The sequence below is a fragment of the Puia sp. genome, assembly GCF_035546395.1.
Lineage (GTDB): Bacteria > Bacteroidota > Bacteroidia > Chitinophagales > Chitinophagaceae > Puia.
In genome coordinates this window covers 47,985-69,856 of sequence record NZ_DASZXR010000016.1, presented here as the reverse complement: position 1 = coordinate 69,856, position 21,872 = coordinate 47,985, and the positions used below count along the sequence as shown (strand labels likewise).

At 47.6% G+C, this 21,872-nt stretch carries 22 protein-coding genes and 1 tRNA gene; 11 read left to right on the top strand and 12 right to left on the bottom strand.

What is annotated here, in order from left to right; translation table 11 throughout:
• Nucleotides 1-37: 37 nt before the first annotated feature.
• Together VHE34_RS21345 and ung are read right to left on the bottom strand one after the other, a co-directional pair.
• Complete coding sequence (locus VHE34_RS21345) at nt 38-802, bottom strand: lysophospholipid acyltransferase family protein (RefSeq protein ID WP_325591654.1); 765 nt, start codon at nt 800-802, stop codon at nt 38-40.
• Nucleotides 803-838: 36 nt separating this feature from the next.
• Nucleotides 839-1,510: a uracil-DNA glycosylase gene (ung, locus tag VHE34_RS21340; protein ID WP_325591652.1), complete on the bottom strand. Its 672-nt coding sequence runs from the start codon at nt 1,508-1,510 to the stop codon at nt 839-841.
• A gap of 87 nt (nt 1,511-1,597) precedes the next feature.
• Here ung and VHE34_RS21335 point away from each other — a divergent pair.
• From VHE34_RS21335 to VHE34_RS21325, 3 genes are all read left to right on the top strand, one after another.
• Nucleotides 1,598-1,671 (top strand) — tRNA-Arg (locus tag VHE34_RS21335).
• A gap of 259 nt (nt 1,672-1,930) precedes the next feature.
• The gene (locus tag VHE34_RS21330; RefSeq protein ID WP_325591650.1) at nt 1,931-3,469 is read left to right on the top strand and encodes a site-specific integrase; all 1,539 of its coding nucleotides are present in this window, start codon (nt 1,931-1,933) and stop codon (nt 3,467-3,469) included.
• A gap of 337 nt (nt 3,470-3,806) precedes the next feature.
• Nucleotides 3,807-6,662, top strand: coding sequence for a PIN domain-containing protein (locus tag VHE34_RS21325; RefSeq protein ID WP_325591648.1), 2,856 nt, complete (start codon nt 3,807-3,809; stop codon nt 6,660-6,662).
• An 89-nt stretch (nt 6,663-6,751) separates the two neighbouring features.
• On the opposite strand, the gene VHE34_RS21320 is transcribed toward VHE34_RS21325, so the two are convergent.
• Entirely contained in the window at nt 6,752-7,888 is a 1,137-nt protein-coding gene (locus VHE34_RS21320; RefSeq protein WP_325591646.1) for a YiiX/YebB-like N1pC/P60 family cysteine hydrolase, read from the bottom strand.
• A gap of 185 nt (nt 7,889-8,073) precedes the next feature.
• On the opposite strand from VHE34_RS21320, the gene VHE34_RS21315 reads away from it, so the two are divergent.
• The 4 genes from VHE34_RS21315 (at nt 8,074) to VHE34_RS21300 (ending at nt 10,835) form a co-directional block, all read left to right on the top strand.
• Nucleotides 8,074-8,904, top strand: a complete 831-nt coding sequence (locus VHE34_RS21315) for a hypothetical protein (protein WP_325591644.1) — start codon at nt 8,074-8,076, stop codon at nt 8,902-8,904.
• A complete protein-coding gene (locus VHE34_RS21310) occupies nt 8,873-9,070 on the top strand; it encodes a hypothetical protein (protein WP_325591642.1) in 198 nt (65 codons plus the stop codon). The genes VHE34_RS21315 and VHE34_RS21310 overlap by 32 nt, the downstream gene beginning before the upstream one ends.
• Nucleotides 9,067-9,402 carry a helix-turn-helix transcriptional regulator gene (locus VHE34_RS21305; protein WP_325591640.1) on the top strand — a complete coding sequence of 112 codons (336 nt, stop codon included), beginning with the start codon at nt 9,067-9,069 and terminating at the stop codon, nt 9,400-9,402. Before VHE34_RS21310 ends, VHE34_RS21305 begins: the two co-directional genes overlap by 4 nt.
• Before the next feature lie 113 nt (nt 9,403-9,515).
• Nucleotides 9,516-10,835 (top strand): Shedu immune nuclease family protein, encoded by a 1,320-nt coding sequence (locus VHE34_RS21300; protein ID WP_325591638.1) that lies wholly within the window; start codon nt 9,516-9,518, stop codon nt 10,833-10,835.
• A 26-nt stretch (nt 10,836-10,861) separates the two neighbouring features.
• Here the strand turns inward: VHE34_RS21300 and VHE34_RS21295 are convergent, their stop codons facing one another.
• From VHE34_RS21295 to VHE34_RS21260, 9 genes are all read right to left on the bottom strand, one after another.
• On the bottom strand, nt 10,862-11,125 hold the full coding sequence (locus tag VHE34_RS21295; protein ID WP_325591636.1) for a hypothetical protein: 264 nt from the start codon (nt 11,123-11,125) through the stop codon (nt 10,862-10,864).
• Between the two features lie 4 nt (nt 11,126-11,129).
• On the bottom strand, nt 11,130-12,203 hold the full coding sequence (locus VHE34_RS21290) for a hypothetical protein (RefSeq protein WP_325591634.1): 1,074 nt from the start codon (nt 12,201-12,203) through the stop codon (nt 11,130-11,132).
• 43 nt (nt 12,204-12,246) lie between these two features.
• Entirely contained in the window at nt 12,247-12,879 is a 633-nt protein-coding gene (locus VHE34_RS21285; protein ID WP_325591631.1) for a hypothetical protein, read from the bottom strand.
• A 98-nt stretch (nt 12,880-12,977) separates the two neighbouring features.
• Nucleotides 12,978-14,606 (bottom strand): hypothetical protein, encoded by a 1,629-nt coding sequence (locus VHE34_RS21280; protein ID WP_325591627.1) that lies wholly within the window; start codon nt 14,604-14,606, stop codon nt 12,978-12,980.
• Nucleotides 14,572-15,159 carry a hypothetical protein gene (locus tag VHE34_RS21275; protein ID WP_325591625.1) on the bottom strand — a complete coding sequence of 196 codons (588 nt, stop codon included), beginning with the start codon at nt 15,157-15,159 and terminating at the stop codon, nt 14,572-14,574. Before VHE34_RS21275 ends, VHE34_RS21280 begins: the two co-directional genes overlap by 35 nt.
• Before the next feature lie 560 nt (nt 15,160-15,719).
• Nucleotides 15,720-15,923: a DUF433 domain-containing protein gene (locus VHE34_RS31190; protein ID WP_414709926.1), complete on the bottom strand. Its 204-nt coding sequence runs from the start codon at nt 15,921-15,923 to the stop codon at nt 15,720-15,722.
• A 178-nt stretch (nt 15,924-16,101) separates the two neighbouring features.
• Entirely contained in the window at nt 16,102-17,082 is a 981-nt protein-coding gene (locus tag VHE34_RS21270) for a hypothetical protein (RefSeq protein ID WP_325591623.1), read from the bottom strand.
• A 23-nt stretch (nt 17,083-17,105) separates the two neighbouring features.
• Nucleotides 17,106-17,645 carry a hypothetical protein gene (locus VHE34_RS21265; protein ID WP_325591621.1) on the bottom strand — a complete coding sequence of 180 codons (540 nt, stop codon included), beginning with the start codon at nt 17,643-17,645 and terminating at the stop codon, nt 17,106-17,108.
• 452 nt (nt 17,646-18,097) lie between these two features.
• The gene (locus tag VHE34_RS21260; RefSeq protein ID WP_325591618.1) at nt 18,098-18,619 is read right to left on the bottom strand and encodes a ribonuclease H family protein; all 522 of its coding nucleotides are present in this window, start codon (nt 18,617-18,619) and stop codon (nt 18,098-18,100) included.
• A 210-nt stretch (nt 18,620-18,829) separates the two neighbouring features.
• On the opposite strand from VHE34_RS21260, the gene VHE34_RS21255 reads away from it, so the two are divergent.
• The 4 genes from VHE34_RS21255 (at nt 18,830) to VHE34_RS21240 (ending at nt 21,607) form a co-directional block, all read left to right on the top strand.
• Complete coding sequence (locus tag VHE34_RS21255; protein ID WP_325591615.1) at nt 18,830-19,216, top strand: helix-turn-helix domain-containing protein; 387 nt, start codon at nt 18,830-18,832, stop codon at nt 19,214-19,216.
• Nucleotides 19,217-19,683: 467 nt separating this feature from the next.
• Entirely contained in the window at nt 19,684-19,932 is a 249-nt protein-coding gene (locus VHE34_RS21250; RefSeq protein ID WP_325591613.1) for a hypothetical protein, read from the top strand.
• 830 nt (nt 19,933-20,762) lie between these two features.
• Nucleotides 20,763-21,218, top strand: a complete 456-nt coding sequence (locus tag VHE34_RS21245) for a hypothetical protein (RefSeq protein ID WP_325591611.1) — start codon at nt 20,763-20,765, stop codon at nt 21,216-21,218.
• Nucleotides 21,215-21,607, top strand: coding sequence for a hypothetical protein (locus tag VHE34_RS21240; protein WP_325591609.1), 393 nt, complete (start codon nt 21,215-21,217; stop codon nt 21,605-21,607). The genes VHE34_RS21245 and VHE34_RS21240 overlap by 4 nt, the downstream gene beginning before the upstream one ends.
• The last annotated feature ends 265 nt before the right edge of the window (nt 21,608-21,872 follow it).

Genomic DNA, 21,872 nt, shown 5'->3' with positions numbered 1-21,872 from the left:
CGGGCCTGGTTTGCGGGGGCTTGGTCTGCGGCCTGCGTCATTGGCGTTCATTCGGGCCGGCGGTGTATCTTTCCCACATGGTTTTAAAAACGAGTTGATTTAGGGTTTCGACCGTGTCGCCGGGTTGCGGGGTGATGGGGTCGAGAAATTCCATGTATAGCCGGGAGGGGCGGAAGTAGAAGCTTTTGCCGGGGGGCATGACCTTGCGGGTGTTGAAGATAACGGCAGGGAGGATGGGTTTGCCGGTGCTGAGGGCGAGGCGGAAGGCGCCGTCATGGAAGGATTTGAGGGGATCGCCTGTCTTGTTGCGGGTGCCTTCGGGATAGATGCACATGTGGAGCCCCATATCGAGGGCTTCTTTCATTTTGGCGAAGGACTCGCGGCGGGAGTTCTCGTCCTTGCGGTCGACGAGGACGGAGCCTGTCTTGTAGATCATGCCGAAAAGGGGGATCCGGGCCATTTCGATCTTTGCGATGGTCTTGTTGCCGCCGGGGATGCCGGGGTAGGAGATGGGCACGTCGAGCAGGGCGTTGTGATTACAGACAACGATGTAGGTCTGGCCGGGCGCGAATTTTTCGCGGCCGCGGACGGAGAGGGGGGCGCCGGCGAGGGGGAGGAAAACCCCCATCCAGATACGGGCCATGCTGGCGAAGGACCGTGTTTTTTGCGGGTCGGGGCGGAAGTAGGAGAAGGCGAGGAAGAAGGGGAAGACGAGGAGCATGGTGGTGATGAAGAGGAGGATGACCCAGACGGCCCAGAGGGGTGCGAGGAGGGACCAGATACCTTTTCGAGATTGGTTCATGCTGCAATTTAGGGGTCTTGGGGCTTTTGGCCACACTTACAGCATCCAGTCGACGGGGTCGATGCCGTTGCTCATCAGCCAGGCGTTGGCTTTTGAGAAGTGTTTGCAGCCGAAGAAGCCTTTGTCGGCGCTGAAGGGGGAGGGGTGGGCGGCTTTGAGAACAAGATGTTTTGTTTCGTCAACGAGGGATTGCTTTTCCTGGGCGAACTTGCCCCAGAGGAGGAAGACGGTGTGTTCTTTTTGTGCCGAGACCTTTGCGATCACCGAGTCTGTGAATTCTGCCCAGCCGATCTTGGCATGGCTCATAGGTTCGTTCGCACGGACGGTGAGGGAGGCGTTGAGGAGGAGGACGCCTTGTTCGGCCCAGTGGGTGAGGTTGCCATGGTTGGGGATGGGCATACCGATGTCGGAGTGCAGTTCTTTGAATATATTGACGAGGGAGGGTGGTGGCGGGACGCCTTTTTGGACCGAGAAGCTGAGGCCGTGGGCCTGGCCGGGGCCGTGATAGGGGTCCTGGCCCAGGAGGACGATCTTGACCTTATCGAAGGGGGTTGTGTTGAAGGCGTTGAAGATGAGTCCGCCGGGGGGGTAGATGGTTCGGCCGGCGACTCTTTCGGTTTTGAGGTGGTGGACGATCTGGAGAAAATAGGGTTTTGTGAATTCGGCTTTGAGGACCTGTTTCCAGCTTTCTTCGATCTTTACCTCCATGGATGATTTTGGCCGAAGGTATCTAATTTTTTTTTATTTTTGCCGGCCGTTGAGGTGATGGCGATGGCCGGCCTTTTTTGAATTTCCGACCCGGTAGCTCAGCTGAATAGAGCTCCTGCCTTCTAAGCAGGTGGTCGTGGGTTTGAATCCCGCCCGGGTCACTTTTGAAGGATTTTTGACCTTCTGTATTTTACCAAAAGCGCACTGATTGTCAGGGCGCTTTTTTTATAACCCGCACTGGACAAGCATTTCAAGGCTTTCTCTCGAAAATTTTTCCAGCATCTGGAAGCAACTCGCAGCAACCGGCGCGGTGCCCTTTGCGGTGCCCCTTTCGGTGCCCTATCTTGCTTCCGGTGCCCTAGGGCACTGAAACGTCGATCGATGATGAAAGAGGTTTTATTCACCTTTCAACTTTTTTGCATGTACGTACAACAGAAAAAGACCTTGCTCTTTTACATCCGCAACAACAAGATCAATGCCGATGGAACGGTGCCCGTTTATGCCCGCCTGCTCATCGATGGGGTGCCCCGAGAGCGCTCCGTCAAAGGGGTGCGTTGCCTGCCGGATCATTGGGACGCAGACGCTAAGCGCCTCAAACCTGAGGCGCCCGAGGCGGCGGCACTCAACAAGAAACTCAACCAGTTCGAGATCGATGTCCTGCGGCATGCGGACATCGTGCAGGCGGCCGAAGCAGTCGCCACGCCCGACAAGGTATTCGCAGCCTATGCGTCGCCGGTTAAGACGATCTATGACCGGGAAAATGCGCTCAAAGCGCAACGTCTCCGAAACTACGAGTTCAGCCTGGCGGTGGATGACCTGCTGTTTGAATACCTGCGGTTCCGCAAGCAATGGGCTCGGGTCTTTGATACCGGCCATGCTGTACACCCTACGAAGCAGGCGCTATATGACCGGGACTTTGCTGCGTTCAAGGAACGCATCGAGCATTTTTGCAAGGAGGCTAACGATATCTTTGATGACCCCGATTGGGAAAAGACCATCCTGCTGGCCACCCAGGAATACCTGCTGGACTTCCTGCAGCTTACCCTGGTGGAACAACGTTCCTGGACCACGCTGGAGAAGATGTGGGGCCGCAAACGACGGCTGGTGGAGTTTTTGGAGTATCGTTTCCAGGTCATGGATATCCCGATGGCCGAGCTCCAGTTCAAGCTCGCCGGCGAATACCTGACGTACAACAGGGTCCAGCATGGGATGATCCAGAACTCCGCCATGAAGTACGTGCAGGCCCTCAAAGAAGCCATCAACCGAACGGTGAGCCTGGGCTGGGCCCATGCCAACGTGTTCGCCTACTTTAAGTGCCGGTATGAGGAGCCCAACCATGACTGGTTGCGTCCCGAGGAGATGGAGGCCCTAATCGCCGCCGAGTTTGGGAGTCCGGAACACAACCTGGTCCGGGACCTGTACGTGTTCAGCAGCTTTACGGGGTTCTCCTATATCGACCTATACAAGCTCAGTCCATCGGACATCCATATGGGCCACGATGGCCACCAATGGATCACCCGGGACCGCGAAAAGACCGACGTCGAGGAAGCTGTTCCCCTGCTGCCGATCCCGCTGGCGTTGATCGAAAAATACAAGGATAATCCGGAGGCCAACCGCCGGGGACGGCTGTTCCCGGTACCCACCAATAAGTGCTACAACGAGCTCTTGAAAGAAATCGGGCAGCTGCAGAAAATATCGATCATCCTGCGGACCCATAAGGCCCGGTTCTATTTTGCCAACGAGGTGCTGTACAACAACGGCGTCCAGCTCAAGACAGTCGCCCGTATCCTGGGGCAGGACTCTATACAAAGTGCGGAAATCTATGTAAAGTGCAACAAGACCGCGATCAGCGAGGCTATGCTGGAGGTGAAGAGCAAGCTGTTCGATCAGGAGGGCGCGTTAAAATCCGTCACCGGCAAAAATCAGAAAGCCAAGATAGTCGACTTGCGGGCGGTGTAACCCAAACTGCTAGGGCCGCAAAAGGAGTCTTGGCCGATTTATTTTAAAAGAGCCTATAACTAAAAAACAGCTTAATATTTTTTCAAAAATGCTCCGATTCCAATATGCTATATCAAGCCAACAGCCGCCTTTTAGTTGGCTTATTGGCCTGTGGAAGAGGCTGTGCGCATTCGACATCGGGACATCGCCGCAATTTTCGCTATGCTGCTGGTCACAGTTTTAACAGGTAGATACCGCCAATGGGGTAGCATTAATCGTTACCCCATTTTAGTCTTTTGCGAGTTCCCTTATACTAACCTTTTGAAACGTAAAATGCTTAATTTCATGAACAAAAACAATGGTCACCCCGGCGATGCCAATTTTTCTAATATTAGACAATAACGCACTAAAGGCACTCGCCAACCCCGATTTTCTGAATCCGAAATTAGATTTATTAGCAGAAGTAACTACTCTAGGAATGGTTTGTGTTGCTTACCCAGAGGCATTGCAGGAAGAATGGGTCAGACACAAAGAGAATCATTTGACGGCTATAAGGAAAATGGAAAGGGAAAAGGCTAAGGTTGTTCGACTGTTTGAGGGAATTGTTGCAAGAGAGAATACGCTCTCGGATCAGGAATTCGAAGAAATCAAGAGACGCCTGCAGGGCCGAGTACAGTTGCTTGATGAGATTCTAGAAAAGTATTCCGTAAAAATTAACCGGTACAATGATCTTGATAGCCGAATATTGGATTGGCGTCGTAAAAAGAAGGCGCCATTTCATCAGGAAAATCATAAGGATCATTTTAATGACGCGGAGATTCTTTACTATTCATTGGACCACATCCGTCAATCGAACCAGACTCAGGTACTTTTCATATCCAATGACCAAGGCGCCTATTCAAAAAGCCAACAGGAAAAGCAGACGATTCATCCGGATTGTTTAGCGTTTTGTCCCGAAGTGACAATATTTTTTTTCAATGATGTGAGCGCTGGAATCGATCAGCTTGAGGCTTGGCTATTTCCTGAACGGACTCGCCAACCCGAAATCGAGCGATTGGGTAAGTCAACACCTGTAAATGTAGACCGTTCTCTTTCGATTATCCAGCAAGTCCTCGCATATTTGCAGCACCAACAGGGCATTTGTGTTATGTGGCCTCCCCATTTGTTAATGGCACAGTATCCTTTTCTGACGGATGCATCGTACGCCAGTCTTCACCGCCCATATACCCTAATAACGGATAATCAAGAATTGTACGACCTCCTGATCCAAGTCCGCATTGACGAAGATGAGGTCACGTATTTGAATGGGCATCCACCTCTTTCAAGAGAAGATGAGGAAGCTTTGAGGCAGGTTTTTTCAATTCTTTTCAGTCATCTTCTCTTTCGCGTTGCTTTTAAATTGCAGGAAAGCATCGCTTTTCAATTCATTGCGCGCTTTGCTGACAATACCACACCATTTCGATATTTTCATACCTTGAATCTGCCTGGCTTGTTGCAGTTTCTAAGGGAGTCGCGTTCTTTCGAGGGTGAACCTGATCCTCAAAATATGATGGCTATCGCCTATTATTACTACAAAACACAGCAGTACAAATCAGCGGCCTTGCTCTTACTTAAGCTTCGGGAAGGCTCTTTACAGCTCTCGCCTGTTCAACGGTATATCGTTCACTTTAACCTGAGTCTGCTCCAGCATCTATTAGCTAGAATCCCGCCGGGAGATCCTGAAGTAGATCGCCTGGAGCAGATTTGCCGGAACATCGATTTAGGAGGAGTCAAGGATGTCTGCTGCAAATCGGCCCCGACTGAAATTATTGAATACATCCACTATAGAAAATTTCACTATGAACCATTGCTGAAAGTCAGCGGCGCCTTGGAAGATATTCGGCGATTGTACGATCAGCAAAGTTGGGGTAATTCGACGGTCACGGAAATGTTGATTGAACAGTTCTTTTTAGTGACGACATTTCTATCTGAGAACTACATTTTTTTTGACGAATTCGGAGAATTTGAAATATTAGCCAGGGGCTTTGCTCAAGGGCTAATCACTGCGCCGTTTTGTAACGCCCTACATACGGCTAGACTTCCACAATGGAACGATACTTTTTGTTATGAGCTGATATTATATGGAAACGGGGACGACTTGAGAAGATGGGCTAATAAGCACCAGTTTTTCAATATTCCCTATATTCCAAACGGCGATCGCCCGCCGGTTTATGAAGCCCTCGCACATCTCTTTGACGGATATGAACGCCTCTATAGCGGCTATTATGAGTTTTTTGAACGGGAGGCTCCATTTTTCTCTCAGCAAGTTGATCGATGGTTATACAATGGCTTAGTGGTTTGCGCACTGTGTCAGTTGCCAGCTGACGGAGCGTCGCTTTTGTTTAACGCGCTTCTGAACTTCCTCTCTAATCAGACCCATTCTTTTTTGTATCAGATTAAAACTGGCATCGCCTTTTTCGTCTGGAATCAAAGACAAAACCTTTCTATTGACCAATATCATGCCCTCTTTGGAATAATACTTGACAATCCAAATCTTCGGGATGATTCAACACTCTCCTCTTTTGTTTATACAATGCAAAGGGTGAATATTTCAATTAAGTTAAGCCAGAAAACAAGTGCGGGCATGAGAGCCTTACTCGAACAGCATCCAAATAAATCCACGCCGGAATGGGAAAATTTCTGCGACTTGTATGAGCGATTGGAAATCGGCCCAGAAAAAGATCTGCTTTCTGATTTTGCACGGGAAATCCTTAAGCTGTCTTTTACGCCGGACGGCTATTATCACGCGTGTCTTGCCAGAATCGTTGAGCCTGCGGAATCGTACGATCGTCAATATAAGGCGCGTCTGCTGACTGTTCTTGAAGCTGGTCCGGGTGTCTACATGGCTGTTAAATCGTTTTACACAAACAGCACCATAAACCAGTATATTAATTTTTGCTGGTGTTTTGATCTTAACTTGCCCAAGGAGCTTATCGAAAAAGCGCCGATGTTTGGGCTTTATTACGTTTGGTTAACAGACATTGACCATTTCGACTATAGACAGTTTGATTTGGAATGGTTAAATTACTATTTCTCAAAATTTTACAAGAAGCGCTACCGACGATCAGCCATCCTGCGAGATTACGTACTTTTAAAAATGCAAGAAAGGAGAAACCCGGCGCTTGAGCGGTTTGTCGCTGCGACCTATACGTTGAGTGACCTTGGAGAAGGATAATTTCTTCACCCCTTATCAAGCATTGGCAAATACTATAGTTTTCTTTAAAAGACTTGGAGATTGCTCGCGGAATGTAGTCAATGTTGACATCAACTACCATATCTTTGCATAGCCGTGTAGGCCGTTTCACTACGCTGCCTTTGCAAAGAAACCAATCGGCGGTTCAACTTATATATGGTGGCAAAGTATTTTAGTCCTCCCGCAGCCCGGGCACTGGAGAAAGCAAGTAATTCGGTCGAGAATCTTGTTTCCATCTCACTCGCCAACCTTGCGAGAAATCGTGCTACTTCTGCCTTTAGATTATCTGGAACAGTCTTTTCGAATTCAACAATGCTGTAATAATATGGATTCTTTTCAAGATCATATTTCCATAAATCCAAATAACCCGATTCCTTTACTATCCTATCAAATTCTGCATCGTATTCGGGGTGGTCTTCTAAATGTTGCTCCATTTGAGAAATGGTTTGAATATCTATTTCGGTTACTTGGCGTGCTTGTGCCAGAATGCTGTTAATGACAGTCTGCTGCCGATTTAAGATGGGCGATTCTTCATCGCCAAATTTAGATTCTTCAGGGGACGCTTCTCGAATGCATCCTTCAATCCTTTTCAATAATGGTGTTTCTTCCAGATCTTTCGGAGTGCAGTAGTCTGGGTTGTTTACAATTGCAATAGCAGCTGCCTCAAGAGCGCGCGCCGCAAAGCGCGTACAGAATTCCCTGTTGCCCTCCTTTGTTGGGCCTGGGTTTGCCCGTACCGACTGCTTAGCCTCCGACAATGAGTATTCCATTCCAATTCTGGAGCGTGCAAATTCAACTATTCTATCAATTTGATCTTGTGTTGCCCGTTCACATCGATACACAGCGGCCGATCCAGGACCATCCAGTAAGATCCTTTGGCAATTGCTTGCTTCGACACCGTTTAGGCTCGAATGAATAAAACTGTGTCCCCCTACGTAAACCATGGCATGAGAAAACTCGCTGTTTGCCAATCGCCGGATTTTTTCGGATTTGGGGTCATCCCACGTTACCAGAACAATATCACCTACCTGTAATCGGCTGGCTTCAATTAAGTATTTCATTTTCAATGGATTGGTTTTATATTTAATATGACTTGCCCTATATAACAAATTGATATTTAAAATAGTTGAAACGTGCTCATTGGAAAATACGAAGACCAACCCGAAGCCAACCACCGCGGGCGGCTGTTCCCAGTGCTTGGGTGCCATAGTTCGATTTAACGAAACTTTTATTTTTATTATGTTAGGTTTTACCTTACATTTGTATTCTGAAAGACGTTACCACCATATTGACTTCCGTTGCTGGTCCGAAGGCTTCTGCCATCGAACAGGCTGTGGAGAGCTGTCGGCCGATTAGCCGACGGCCCGGACACAAAAATGCACTGTCGTCGGGGATGGCGTTGGCCGTTGCTGCTACATCTCCCTCCATTTATAGCCATCAAGAGGCTTCCGCTTCCCGCCCAATCAAAACAGCAGACTTTTACGCGGGTTACGATGCCTCTGCGGCTATTTATCAAATTGCAAACTATCGACACGAAAGCTTTCATGAGCTTTTTCAAACCTATTCTGCATCATTTCGTCGCGGATATAACGTACGTTCCTTGCCGTTTGTAGTGTGCTTGGAAGGTCCTGCTGAACGTACTTGGTTGGAGCGCTACTTCGGCGCTCAGGCAAAGTTAGATTTTTACCAGGGTATTCGCCAGCATATCCGTTCAGATATCGCATTTATAAAGAACGAATACCTGATTGATAGCTCGGCCGAGATTATTCGAGTGCAGCATAAAAAGCTGGCGGCGGTTGAGAACATCCTCGGTGAGATCAAAAGCTTTGTGGCAAATCCAGGAAACCATGATGGCATACTTGCTGCTTCCGCCGAGGATCTTTTTCCGCCGCTGGTCAGTACCCAGTTCCTGGATCTTGAGAGCGCACATGCTTTCGCGAACAGCCTATGGGATCAATGTGTTGTAACACCGTCTTCGCCGGTCTTCCCATTTTTGCACGTTCTTCTGCAACGCGGCCGCATGAAGCGGTATTTTGCCAAGCGCCCTATCCGTGATAAACGCCGTTATTTCCGCAACCTCGTCCGAACCTTATTCAAACAGATGGATGACCAGTCTGGCCATGATGAATTTCTTGCTTTCCTTCCAGCCGTGACAGCAAAAATGAATCATTTACCTAAAATCTGGTCATTGTATGACGAACACAGAAATCATCGCCGAGCTTGAACAGCTCAAAAAAAATCCCCTGCTCTCCGAAAGACAACAACAAGCGTTGCGAGAACTTTGTCAGGCCATAGAAAAGAACGACACATTTGAAACTATTGAGAAATTAGCGCAATTTCTCGCCAGTCTGGCAGCTGTTGCGTCTTATATTCAGCATCTTTTATCATGAATCTTGGCAAAAGCATACAATCCCTCCGCAAACGGCGCGGTCTCACGCAAGAGGCCCTTGCCGAAAAGGCGGGCCTCAGCCGTCCTTCGCTTTCTCAGATTGAGAACAATAGTGCCCGTCCCGAGAGGGACACTTTGAAGCGTATCTGTGAAGCGTTGGAAGTAACCGAATCACTGCTGTATGTTTATAGTTTTGAGAAAGAGGATGTTCCGGCGAGCAAGCGCAGTATTTATGAGGCTTATTTCCCCCTCATCCAAGAGATGATCCAGAAGTTTGCAACCGAGGGTACCGGACCGGCTGAAACGGGGGATCAGAAGCCAGAGGCAAGGTAGCTCCAATTGGAAGAATGTCTTTGGTCAGGGGTATCATCACATAAAAACACTGGCAACATATTCGTGAAGTCCGTCGCTCAAATTGATCCATTCACCAACTCATATCCCTTTCCATGGCCAAAGCTACAAAGGGGGCTACAGCTCCCGTAACAGAAGAATATCTCAAACGAAAATCAGCGACCAAAGAGGTCTATTATTTCAGAGACCATGAATTTGCGGTAGATCAAAAATCTCGCGAAGTCTATACCAAGGTAGACAAAGAGGTTCACTATCCCACGCCGTATCGAGGGTCTTCCAAATACACCCACATCACTCAGTTCACCTATCTGGGGTTCGACACCAGGTTGCCCAAAGGCGTCTACAAGAAATTTACCTATGGATATGGGTTCACGAAGCCGTTGTGGCCACTGATCGCCTACTTGAACACCCAGCCCATTTCCGAAGTCGTTATCGAAAAGAAAGGTATTGATAAGATGGACATGGATGCGGGTATCCTCTATCTCTCTGAGCCGACCCTGGAACATATTTATGACACTTTTTCCGTGCTGAACGGAAAACACAAAGCAGAAACAGACGCGGCGCTTCTACAATTGCTGCACGGGCTGTTTCCTAAAGAAGTTGGTGCCCCTGCACAAAAGTATAATCCAGGATCGATCGCGACGTCCCTGCTTCACTGGGCCAATTCACTGGCCGAGTTCAATGACAAAGATCGTCAGGCGATCAAAGATCTTTTCGATAAGCTAACCTTACTGCCTGATTTCTTTGCGGCAACCAATATGGAACGCACCCGTGAAGTGCTCGACAACGCATTTATTGGAGATGCGCTCAGGGAGTTTGCTACCCTTCAGGCGAAGTCGACCGACAGCGAGAATCTTGAAAAGCAATGGCAAGCATTTCTGAAAAAGCATAGCTGGATCTTTACTACGCTCTTCGCCCAGCCCATCATCCTGCACAAGGACGAAGCGTACGTAGGCGGTAAAACACTGGATAACCGAAACGGGAAGTACAATGACTTTTTGATCCAAAGCCAATTGACCAACAACGTGTCCTTTGTTGAAATTAAAACGCATCTCACTTCACTGGTCGAAAATAGACCTTACAGAGGCAATGACGTGTTTCCCGCCAGCAAGGAGCTAAGTGGCTGCATCGGGCAGGTACTCAACCAGAGAGATAATTTTCAGAAAGAATATTATACGATCACCCGCGGTGGGCACACCGCACAGTCCTTTAACTCACGGGCACTCATCGTCATTGGCAACATCGCTGCTCTGACGGAACAACAAAGAGGAGCTTTTGAACTATTCCGGTCCAATAGCCGCGATGTGGAAATCCTGACCTTTGACGAGCTGGAAATGAAGATTAAAAGCCTCTTGCAAATTACCACGGGGATGATAGCATCGAAGGGGACGAGTCGTCCCAGAAAGAAAAAATAGACGGCGTCTGCTCCATCGTTGCTTTATCAAAGAGCATAAACCGCCTGACTCAATCTGCAGATGACCTCGTAAGGACAAAAGTCCCGTGGGGTTACAGAATCATCTTCCATGTTGTACGCCAGATGCAATTCGCCATCCGGATACTTCGCCAACTCATCCTTTTGGTCGGCAATAACAGAAATCCACCTCCGGGCTACCTCATTCAGTTTGGCGAATTGTTCTGCATCGACCTCTATCTCAGGGATAAACGTCTCGAAAAATTGCCGGTTAATATAATATCGAATCTGCATAATTTTACAGTTGTGCCGGCGGGGGTATCGGATACCGCCCACTGAAGTTAACTCCTTTAATAAGGGATGTGTCGAAATTTTCTGGCAACCCGCTCAAGGGCATGTTGAAAGAAAAGGAGTCCATGTCGTCTTTCATGAGATCATGTGATGATAGGTTGTAGGTCTGACTCTTTATCGTTTCTATAGGGAATGCATAGTCATTGGTGAACAAAGGAGGAATCCGTAATAAATTTACCTGTCCGCCGTAAAGATGAGCATCCTTCTCATATAGTGGTACAGGGATCTCAAAAATGCTGTTCAGCGCAAACAATACAAATATGTGAGTAAACAAAGCGGTGCCTGGATCCCGCTTTTTAAAGATCATCACCACCGGCTTCTCGTACATAAACGTGTAGGACATGGTATACTTAAGCAAGTAAGTAAATCCTCCTGTCACAATGCCTTGATTACCTAAAGCATAGTTAACGGCCTGCTGGTATTCCTTTACGTAAGCCTCCGGCAAGCAGGAAAGCGCCATTTTTAAGAATGCCTTATACACGGCGATTGGCTGATAGGACTGCTTTTTTACTGTTACGGTAACGATGTCGGAAGCCCGATCAAATTGAATGGATGGATGATTACCTTCAGACCGCATCAATTCAACTATTGGCCCGGCCGACCCATCGATCCAGCTTTCCATTTCAAATTGCTTATCAGGAGATTTGAATTTCGGGATTTTGTCCCTACCTTTTATGGAGAGCAACGTCCGCGACACACCAAGGAAATTAGCCAGATGGCTTTCGTACTTACTAAATACGGCATTACACTCATCGCATTCACTATCGGACAATAGATGTTTATTGCCCAACAGCGCTGAGATCATATGTGCTTCGTCCGTAAACGTTGTAAAAGGCCGTCGTCTACCACAGAAACGACAAGTCCGCTCGGCCCTAGGCTGAAACTCTGTTGCCGGTGGCGAAGAGCACTCTACCGCGTGCTCCAGTTCGTAGGCTTTGAAAAAGCTTTCTGCCTGCTGCGCATATCTGTCCGGATACCAATAGACTCCGGGCAGACCGCCCATGTATGCATCACGTCCCATCGGAAAGTTATTTTTACGAGGTAAAGGTACCAAATTCCAGGGGTCAACGTTGCCACACGGACGACAGACGCCCGACACCTGGGGGAACGTACCTCGATAAGGCAATAATGACGGCCTCCCGCGAATAGTACTTTGCCTGCCTGATCGTCATTAGCTTATAGTACTGGTCTTCCTCCGCCGTACTTCCGGAAGACGGCGGGCAATTCCTGCACTCCGCGATATGTGACTTCAGCAGTTCCTGTACAATTTCCGTATTACCTGTCTGCTGCTCCTGGTGAAAGATGGCCAGTGCTGCTTGAAGCGCTTCGAGCTTATCGGGGAGGTTACGGATAATGATGCCATAATCCTTGTAACTGTCTTCAAACATCTGGATATCCCGATCGAGCTCCAGGATCTGCTCGTACGCTGATGATTTCGTACCCGTCTCTCGCGTCACCCGCTGTGCGACGATAAAGTTCCCTTCGTGTATCAGCACATCTTCCCGCTTTTCTTCACCCTCCCCCGCTTCAAACTGCTGGTAACTTTCATACACCCGGATCCTCCCAGAAGAAACTGAACCACCCCAATAACCCTTCTCTACCACCCTGCCCAGGAGGATATGTCCGCCAGCCAGCACGACCTTGAACAGGACGCCGTGCTCGTTGGCCATCTGCCGGAGGCTGAGTTTTAGATTCATAGCCGGGTTTTACATGGAAGATACGACGAACCTATCGAAAAAGCATGGTTAGATCCCTGTTTCTGACAAGCTCCTACGTTATAAACGATGAACCGGCTTTAGGACTGGGCCAATCTATGATACGGCTCCCTGCTCAATTGCTGTTGGAGGTGCGCATTGAACCACAATATCACTTCGCGCTTAAATCGGTGAGGATAGACTAGCAACAGCAAGGGTATAAATGCGGCGTTTGCCAGCCATGTATCAGGCAATTTCTGTTCATCCACCTGTTGAGCCTGTAATACCAGGGCCGCCCATGACTGGGTTTCCTTTAACTGCTTGGTAACATGCTGGCCGTTGGGAATCCGCCATTTATAGAAGTCTTGTTTATTCGTCATTTCAAAATATTCTACCTGCACTTTGCTTATGGGATTCCATCTTTGCGTCAGCGCCTCCCGCATGTTGTCGAGGGCCGCGAGGTGTATCACGGTCTCCAGAGTATAAGCACTACGGCGGTTCAGAAAGCCGTTCATCTGCTCAGGAGACACAATAAGCCGAAGCAATATGGTATCTTCTGCATCATAATATAGGTCTGGAAAGGCCAGCGACGGCGTCAGGATCAACCCTAGGATATTATCCACCACCTGTATCAGTAGTTTATCGCCATCCGCAGATGCACCGCGAACCTTCCTATACCAATACACACACAGGTAAAAGGAAATTGAAGCCTCCCCCCAGATGATCATATCTCCCGCGTGCCTTGCCAATATTTCGTCTATATCTTCCAATTGCACATCGATCAGGTCTGCGGATAGATATTTCCGTATACCCAGATAGGCCATCAGCCCCATAAGGATCGTCACGCGGTATTTATACACAAATGCATCCTGGTTGAGGTTGCCAACGTATAAATATTGATGGCCCTTTATCTCTTCGCAAAGATCAATCAAGCTGTTGGTGATGATCTCCTCTGTCAAACGGAGCTCTTCTTTGCAACTTGCCAGGCTTGTACCTGTACTTTCACAGTACCCTAACAGCTGCGTCTGATAGATCGTCCATCCTTCGATCACTGCCCAGTGGTTTTTCTTTTCGCTATAATTTGTAAGCGCGAGCGCGCACAGGAGTGCCCCACTCGATAGCGCCCTCCTCTGTCCTTGTTTGGTTATATCTTCTTTGTGGATGATGGCGGTTAGCAGGTCTGAAAACTTCTTTTTGTCCAGGAACTGATCGCCACTGTCGATTCTAAACTCCAGCAGCGCTTTGAAGTCGGCCAGTTCCGTCGGTACAAAATGATCTTTATTCCGGAATGCCATATCGAGAAATTGTCCCTTGACAATCACCTCGATCTTATAATGCAGGTTTTGTTTTCTCCATTGTTCGTTTTGTACATGGATGGCATTGAACGCCTCCTCATCCATGTCCCCATTCAGTACAAAGACGGATCGATGCCGGTCATGGAGCGGCAGGGAAGGATGTGTAAGCGGGGTATATATTGCCTGATAAAACTGGTTGATATCTTGCTGCCAATCCCTTAACTTATACCTACCTCCCTTTACGTCTTTCAATTGAAAGCCAGTGGGAACACCCTCGGGATCGATCGCTATTACATCTTTTCCCCATTCCATACCACAATGTCGAGTAAGATGGATAATAGTATAGCCATCCTGGATCAACAAATAGCAAAAGGGCAGTTGAAAGGATCTTTCGGAGGAATTAGTCAACCAATTTTCTATTATTCTCTCGATCATACCATTGCATTCTTTTTGTTTCCAATATTTCTTGAAATCTTTGCGTGTAGGCAGCATTTTCTTTTATCTGAAGCAACGCGGCATTGATCTGCGCTCCCATCAGCTCTCCTGCCACGATGGATGGCATATTTGGCTGGCCATTCGGCTGAAAGGAAATCTCCACTTTTTCATAGATGGCGAATATGTCCTCGGGCGTGACAGTGCCTTTGGAAACATGCTTGTTGCCAACCAGTTCGGTCACCTCGCTGATCGTTTGAACAGACATGCTTACCTGCTGGTCAGCCATCTCTTTGGCCATCGCCAGCAGGTGCTCATAGATCAGCAGGGGATTGTTCTTGATCTCGGCAATGTCTAGCGTGAATGAAGCTGTCATCTTCTTCATCGGAGACGTATGTACTAGATCGTCATAGTAACTGACCAAGCCGTTACCCTCATGCATTACACTATAGCCAGCATCACGGAAGACGCCTGAATACATTCTTACCGCCGATGTGAAGAACTCTCGCTGTTGGGTATCTAATTGTTCTCGTACACGTGAAAATTCGGGAAGCATTCGGTGGGGGTTTATTCTTTAAGAACATCTTATTGGTGTAAATTTACTTTAAAGAGTGGACATAGTTCAGCAAGGATAGGGCGTACTTGTCTTGTAGCTGGTTCATAAACGGAGCGAAAAGCGGCGGTCGTAGTGAGGTTTTGATAAAGGGCAAGGGTGGTCATTGGAGCAACTTTGCAATAGCCCATTGCAACGACATCTGATTAATTGTGAGCTGGTTATGGGTGCATTTAAATGTTTCTGCCGAGCATGAAGGTAACGATTGAGCTACCTGAACTCATCTTTTTTTTGAGTTGCTAATATATTTAGCAATATATTTGGACATGGAGTTGCTCGGATGGCAGGGGCTGTTTGGTGATGAACAGAAATGCGTTCAATTGACCATGTTCCAAGACGGAGGTGCTATCGAAATATTTGTCGACAAATACCGAGAGGGATCCATCAATTTCTATTCAACTGGAATGGCAGTGCACATGCATCCCATGACTTCCTTAACAGGGGATGACATCTACATACTTCTGGAGCTGATTAAGTCGAATAATCGGCTACGAAACGCCATTTTAGGCAATCGGCTTTTGGAGCGAATTTGTCAAGCTATCAAGTAGCAGAGATTCCGCTCTTTTCAGCAGTTGAAGCACGATATCCTTGTCAACAGCTGGGCTGTCTCTCAGGAACGAGGCGACCGATTTTCCGTTGGTGAGGTGTTCAAATAACCGACTTACGGGAACAGAAGTATCATAAATGCATAATTCTCCACTGAGCATTTCCGCTAATTTTTTGGATTTATTTCCCACGATTGATTTGGATAATTTGGTTAACATATACCCCTAACTACAATGGGCACATTTATACTTCATGTAGGTAAGAGAGATAATCCTTCAAAATAAATATTTCTATCACAAAAAAAGTTGGTTTAACTATTCTTTGAACCGCTGGCCAAGGCTATTCGCAAGCAAAATCTAATGGATATTCGCAGTAAGGCCCATTTTCCGTTTTCGAAGAGGGGCACACGTCCTTTAATGACTTTTTCATACCATTTGACAATTGTTTTCGAAATCGCTGCACCCGCATCCTGAGACTAGACTCTGTCATTTCGAAAATGGGGACCATTTCTTTGAAAGTATATCCTTTGGCATGTAACAGGCAGATTTTAAAGCCAGTTTCGCCGGAGCGCTTTATCACCTGCATCAGATCCGCTGCTTCGTAGGCCTCGGCAAAAGATTGCACAATAGTTTCGTCCGGACGGTATTCCAACGTTAACCGATGCTGCCGTTCATTTTTATTTCTCCAATCATACAATATACTTTTGGCGGTGAACCAAATAATGCTTTCCACCGGGTAATGGCTGTAGTGCTCTGTTCTTAGTTTCAACAGAACTCGCAATGCCGTCTCTTGCATTAGATCTGCCACGATCATATGCTTTTGCTCGAAAGTGTATTGTAGCTTCCGACGAAAGAAATACTCCAACTTGGGGTGCATTTGCCCAAATGCCTGGATGAACTCTTCTTTTTTGAATTGATCAGCAGCAACGATGTAGCAAGACAATGCCGGCTTCGCTGCTACAGCTGCAACCATAACATCCCCATCGCCCTCAGACAGCAGATCTTCTTGTACTGATGCATAATGCTGAGCTGATTGTATCTCTTCCATGATATCCCGAGCGTAATCGTCGATGGCCCGATCCTCTTCCTCAAAGAAAGCAGCGATACCTTCCAGAGTGGTAATCTGCTCTGATTCCACTATTTCTTTAAGCGTCAGTACCGCATCCTCTAAGGCCGAGTCGGCAAACGATAGATGCTGTGCTGCCACATCAAATAAAAATGCGTACACCGCTCCCAATGTCCGGTCATCCAACGGTAATGGCAATTCAAAATCTTCAAGTATGTAGTTCAACAATGTACGTTGCTTGGTTGGTAAAAACATGACACAAGGTTTAAAATAATCGTTTAGTATCCTTTCGTAAGGCGCTTCTGAAGACGCTGACGGAGCCGAAGAATTCGGTTGTTAAGGGCAGTCTCTGAAAGCTTAAGCCTTGCCTGCATAGCTTCCCGATCGACTTCGTCGGCCACGTTCTCCATGATCGAAAGCTGGGTTTCGCTCATCAGCTTCGTCACTGCCTGCATATCTTCCCGCAATACCAGACGCTGATAAGGATCCGGCTCCCCGGAAGCAAGATCATAGGCCTCCGGTGGGTGATCAGTTAAAGGAAGCTTCTTTTTTGGAATACGAAAGGTTTCGCAAAAAACATCATTTGTTTTGAGGCGGATGATATGCTCGATGTCCCTTTTGGATTTACCCCCCGGCAACACTTTTAGAAGCCCCATTTCAAAAATTAGGTCCATCATGGTATTGATCATGGGGCCTCTGTTCTTGACGAACGGGGCTCTTTCACGAAACAACTTGTATAGGGTGGCAAGCACCACCTTTTTTTTCATTTTAAAGATGGCTTTGTAACCATTAAGTATTTCCTCTTCATCGACCCACATGAGTAACGGTTTACAAGTGAAATAAATGGGTTTTGAACATGGAGATCGTTGCTATTACTATGATAAGCGTTCCCAGCAACCATGGCGGTATATTATATACAAACATCTCAATGTAGCTGGCGGCATATGGAATTTTGATTTTGATGACCATATAGTTCTTTTTAATATAGTACCCACGTTTGGCCATTTCCATCTCGGTAGATTCGGGGCTTTTTTAATATATTATTTTACTTTATTCAAATATTCTTAGATATCAATGATTTATGCTGTTTCGATAAATAAATTTAATGGTCCAGGGAATTATACCAGGGCTGCGCAGCGCGGATGGTTTCAAATAGCGATCACTTGCGGCCAAAATCGGCAGGGTTCTCGCCCCAGGCTCGGGTCTCTTATTTCAGCAGTTTGTTATCATATTCGTTGTTCCTCAGCCAGGCCAATGCCCGGTCGACTAGTTAGAACAGCTTTTTGTTACTGTCTCTTCGCGGGTGATTGGTGCGAACTTCTTTGTCTTTCACCCAGCCGATCGCGTTGCGGCTGTCTGAATAAATCGCGCAGTGGATGCCTTGGCGACGGCAATGCGCCAACGCATGCACGATGGCGAGGAACTCGGCAATATTAATAGTGCCATCGGCGAAAGGACCCTGATGGAAAATTACCTTTTTGCCAGATGTTTCGACACCCTGGTTTTCCACTTCGCCGGAAAAGGTATTCCAGGCAGCGTCTACGGACATGGTATCCAACCTCGGATTCCCAAGTAGTGCCAGTTGCTCGGGAGTTAACTCGTTCTCGAATATGTCCTGTCCAATGAACTTTTCACTTTCATTCGTGAATGCCTCTTCCGCCATGGCCCGCGTTTTGAATGATTTGAATTCCGCGCCCGCAAATCCGTTAATCTGCGCACAGCAGGCCTCCCAGCTAGCGTAGATGCTGGGTGTACGACCTTTCCAAACGACATAGAATTTTGGCTTGGCCATAGAGGAAGTTACTAAGGATATGGCGGTCAAGCAAATTAATCGAATGTAGCTACGGTCCCTTGGTCAATTTCTTAACCGGTCAAGCCTGGAATTATCTTTCCGAGTCGGCTTCACCTATTGAAAATCCACCTTTCCAACATAGGACCTTTGAGTACTCAATAGCCGCTTATGCGTCGCACTTCCGAACAATTGAACCTATTTCCGCCTGAAATGGCAAACCGCCCCGTCACCGTTACCGACCTTGAATTGCATTTCAGGAAATTCAAATTGGAAATATTAAAGGAGATCAGTCTCATGGTATCCGATCAGCCAAAGGCCACTCCCGCCAGGTGGCTGAAGAACAAGGCCGCGGCCGCCCTACTCGGCGTGTCACTTCGCACCCTCCAGGACCTTCGGGATAAAGGGATCGTACCCCACAGCAGAATCGGCCGCATTATCTACTACGATCCAGAGGATATACAACAAGAGATCGAACGCCGCAAAAGCCGGGGACGATCCCATCCGGAACTAAACGCCACACCAACATGCTCAAACCCGGCAGGCCGGTCTCTTCCCGGCCGAAAAACCCGAAAGCAAGACCCAGCCTCTGGCAGGTGACCATCTACTTCAACGAAAAAGAATTGCCAGCGAACGAAGCAGCGGCCTTTTGGCGATCCCTTCTACAGGATCAGACAACAACACCATGGAAACAAAAAGCATTCCGGTGGATCGAACGCTATTACCGGCAAAAGCCCTGGTTATACCGTAGACGTCATTGACTCTTTTATACTTGAAGCTTGCTACACTTTTTTTAGGACGGCTAAAAATTCGATTGAACTTGCCCTGCCTAATATTATTCCCGTTACCGTTCGCGGCTTTTTCATTTTGGCCTCTCACCGACAATGGTAAGAAAGATCATTATCTCTTCCCCAATCCGTTTCGCACTCTGAACCTGGCCCTATTTTTTTTGCGAGCTTGCCCGGCAGCTACAATCCAATTCTCGAAACGCGGGGGCTTGCTACCGGCCAGACTCCGCCAGCGCTTTAGCCAGGATACCCACGTTAATCACAAAAAATCAAGCAAATATGGATAGCTATTTTCATTTTTCAGGACCGATCCCTCCCCAGTTCCAGGAGGTCCGCAATTACTTTACCGCCAAAGGCATATCGGCCCGCGAAGCGGAGGATTTTTTCCTGCTCCATGAAAAGCGACACTGGCGCAGCAGCACGGGAAATCCCCTCAAGAGCTGGAAACCTGCAGCCTATAAGTGGATCGCAGGAACAAAACGGAAATTGATAACCGATAGATCCTGCGTAATTGCGCTTCGATCGTGAAACAATTTTGGCCGGCCCTTACCTCTGCAGCCAACACATCCAGGTCTTAGCGCATGACCAATTCCTTTATAGGCACCTACACAATGAACCATGACATCACCACTACCACAATACGAGCAACAACTTAAGGAGGCTGGAATCACACGGATAGCCAGGCTTGTCACATCCCACGATAAATCCGACAGGACCGTACTTGAAGGATCGATAGCCAGCGTACCTATTCGGGATGGCATGGTAGGTTCTATCTTAATATACATAGAAACAACCAGGGTGGTCAGTCCGGCTCATCGATCTGTCGAATTGATCGTAGCCATTCTTTTGGTTGAAGAAGAGAAGAATAGCGGAGGTCGTGCCTCCTTAGTCGCTGAGAAGACATACCTGCCATTGATCCAGGGTTTTCCCCTGCTTGCTCGAATCGTACAAGATCTGATTACTATCTATGTTCAGAATAGGGCACTTTCTGCCGAATCGTAGTGGCTGTGGCTGATAAACTGGGGTTAAAGGTTGCTGGCTCCCCCCTAAACAGCACCCCGGCGCCTTCTGTTCGCTTGCTCTAGGGAAACCACCGACTTGCTCTTGATTTTTCTTTCCGAGGATGGCTCGCATACTGAAGAAAAAGGTTGTCGGGACATCATCTTTGTAGCGTGATTCGGTAAGTCAATGTTTTGATGAATCTTATTGCTCATACAATGCCAACAATATGAAACGAGAATCCTTTCATGTCCACTTTCCCTTCTTGTACAACCCACCCTAGTCGTAATAGTTGCCTGGCTTCTTTTATACGGTTGCCTTGTGGTGCTTCAGCGACCTCCCTTGTTAATATTTCCGCCATGATCAAATACAATAAACGGATCGACGAAGAACTAAAGCAATTGGGATTTGACAATGCGAAGGACATTTTTAAGACTGCGCAGCAGCTCTTTGGCATGACTTATATGTACGCAGAAGTTCCCATTAACGGGACATTGGCCCTTGGTTATGATCGAATTCATTTTCGATTCATTTTAATGTATCCGACTAAAAAGTACCCATATTATATCCAACACGTCAACGCCGCAACCGGACGATCGAAACGGGATTTTCGGGTAGAAGACCATCGGACAGTTGTGGATATGTGGGCGAAGGATGGTCCTTTGTCGACCCGGGAACAGTTGATTGCCGCAGTTCGGGCCAAGGCTATCGAGGAGCGGAAGAACTATAAGGAACTGTACAGGACGTTGATGATGGAAAAGATTTCCAAGATGAGGAATAATGACCAACTAAGAGCAAGTCTCCGGAAAAAATGAATAGCTCCAGCTTTCCACAGCACGACGGCCATGAAGCAACCGGTGATTTGTCGATACTAACACTAGCGACTTCCTTTTTGCTGAACTATTACATGGCGCTGAAATATCCGCACCAATGGGAAACAGGTCTTCTTTTTCTGATAAAAGTAAAATATATGATTCACTTCCACCACATGGTCCTGCACGGATTGCTGTTGATTCTTATCGGTTTGTTCATCCGCTTCAAAGTAGGGCAGCGTCGCTTTAAACGCCGAACGGTAACGGGAATGGAGCTCTATTCCTCCTATGCCAAAGGGGTGATTACCCGCTGCCTGGAAGGTGTGGCCGCCTTTTCGGGTCGCATACTGATCCTTGTCGGATTGGTTCTTGTAATAGCCGGGACGGTGTGAATGGATCGGAAGGGCTGTCGAATTCAATGTCTTTTTATTCGACCTGCACCTCGCTGCGTTCGTGAACTATCTCGCTTTGGTATTTTTCTTTCCCAGTGGGTTTCGCATACTGAATAAACACCTTTTTTGAGCCGCATCTTTGAAGGATAAAATCTGATGTTATGAACAAAGTTATTCCGATTTATCCCTGGCTGCCATTGACCGTAACGGGACTTGATCTGGGCAAGGAAACGACGAACCAGCGACCGGGACAACGATCACTTGA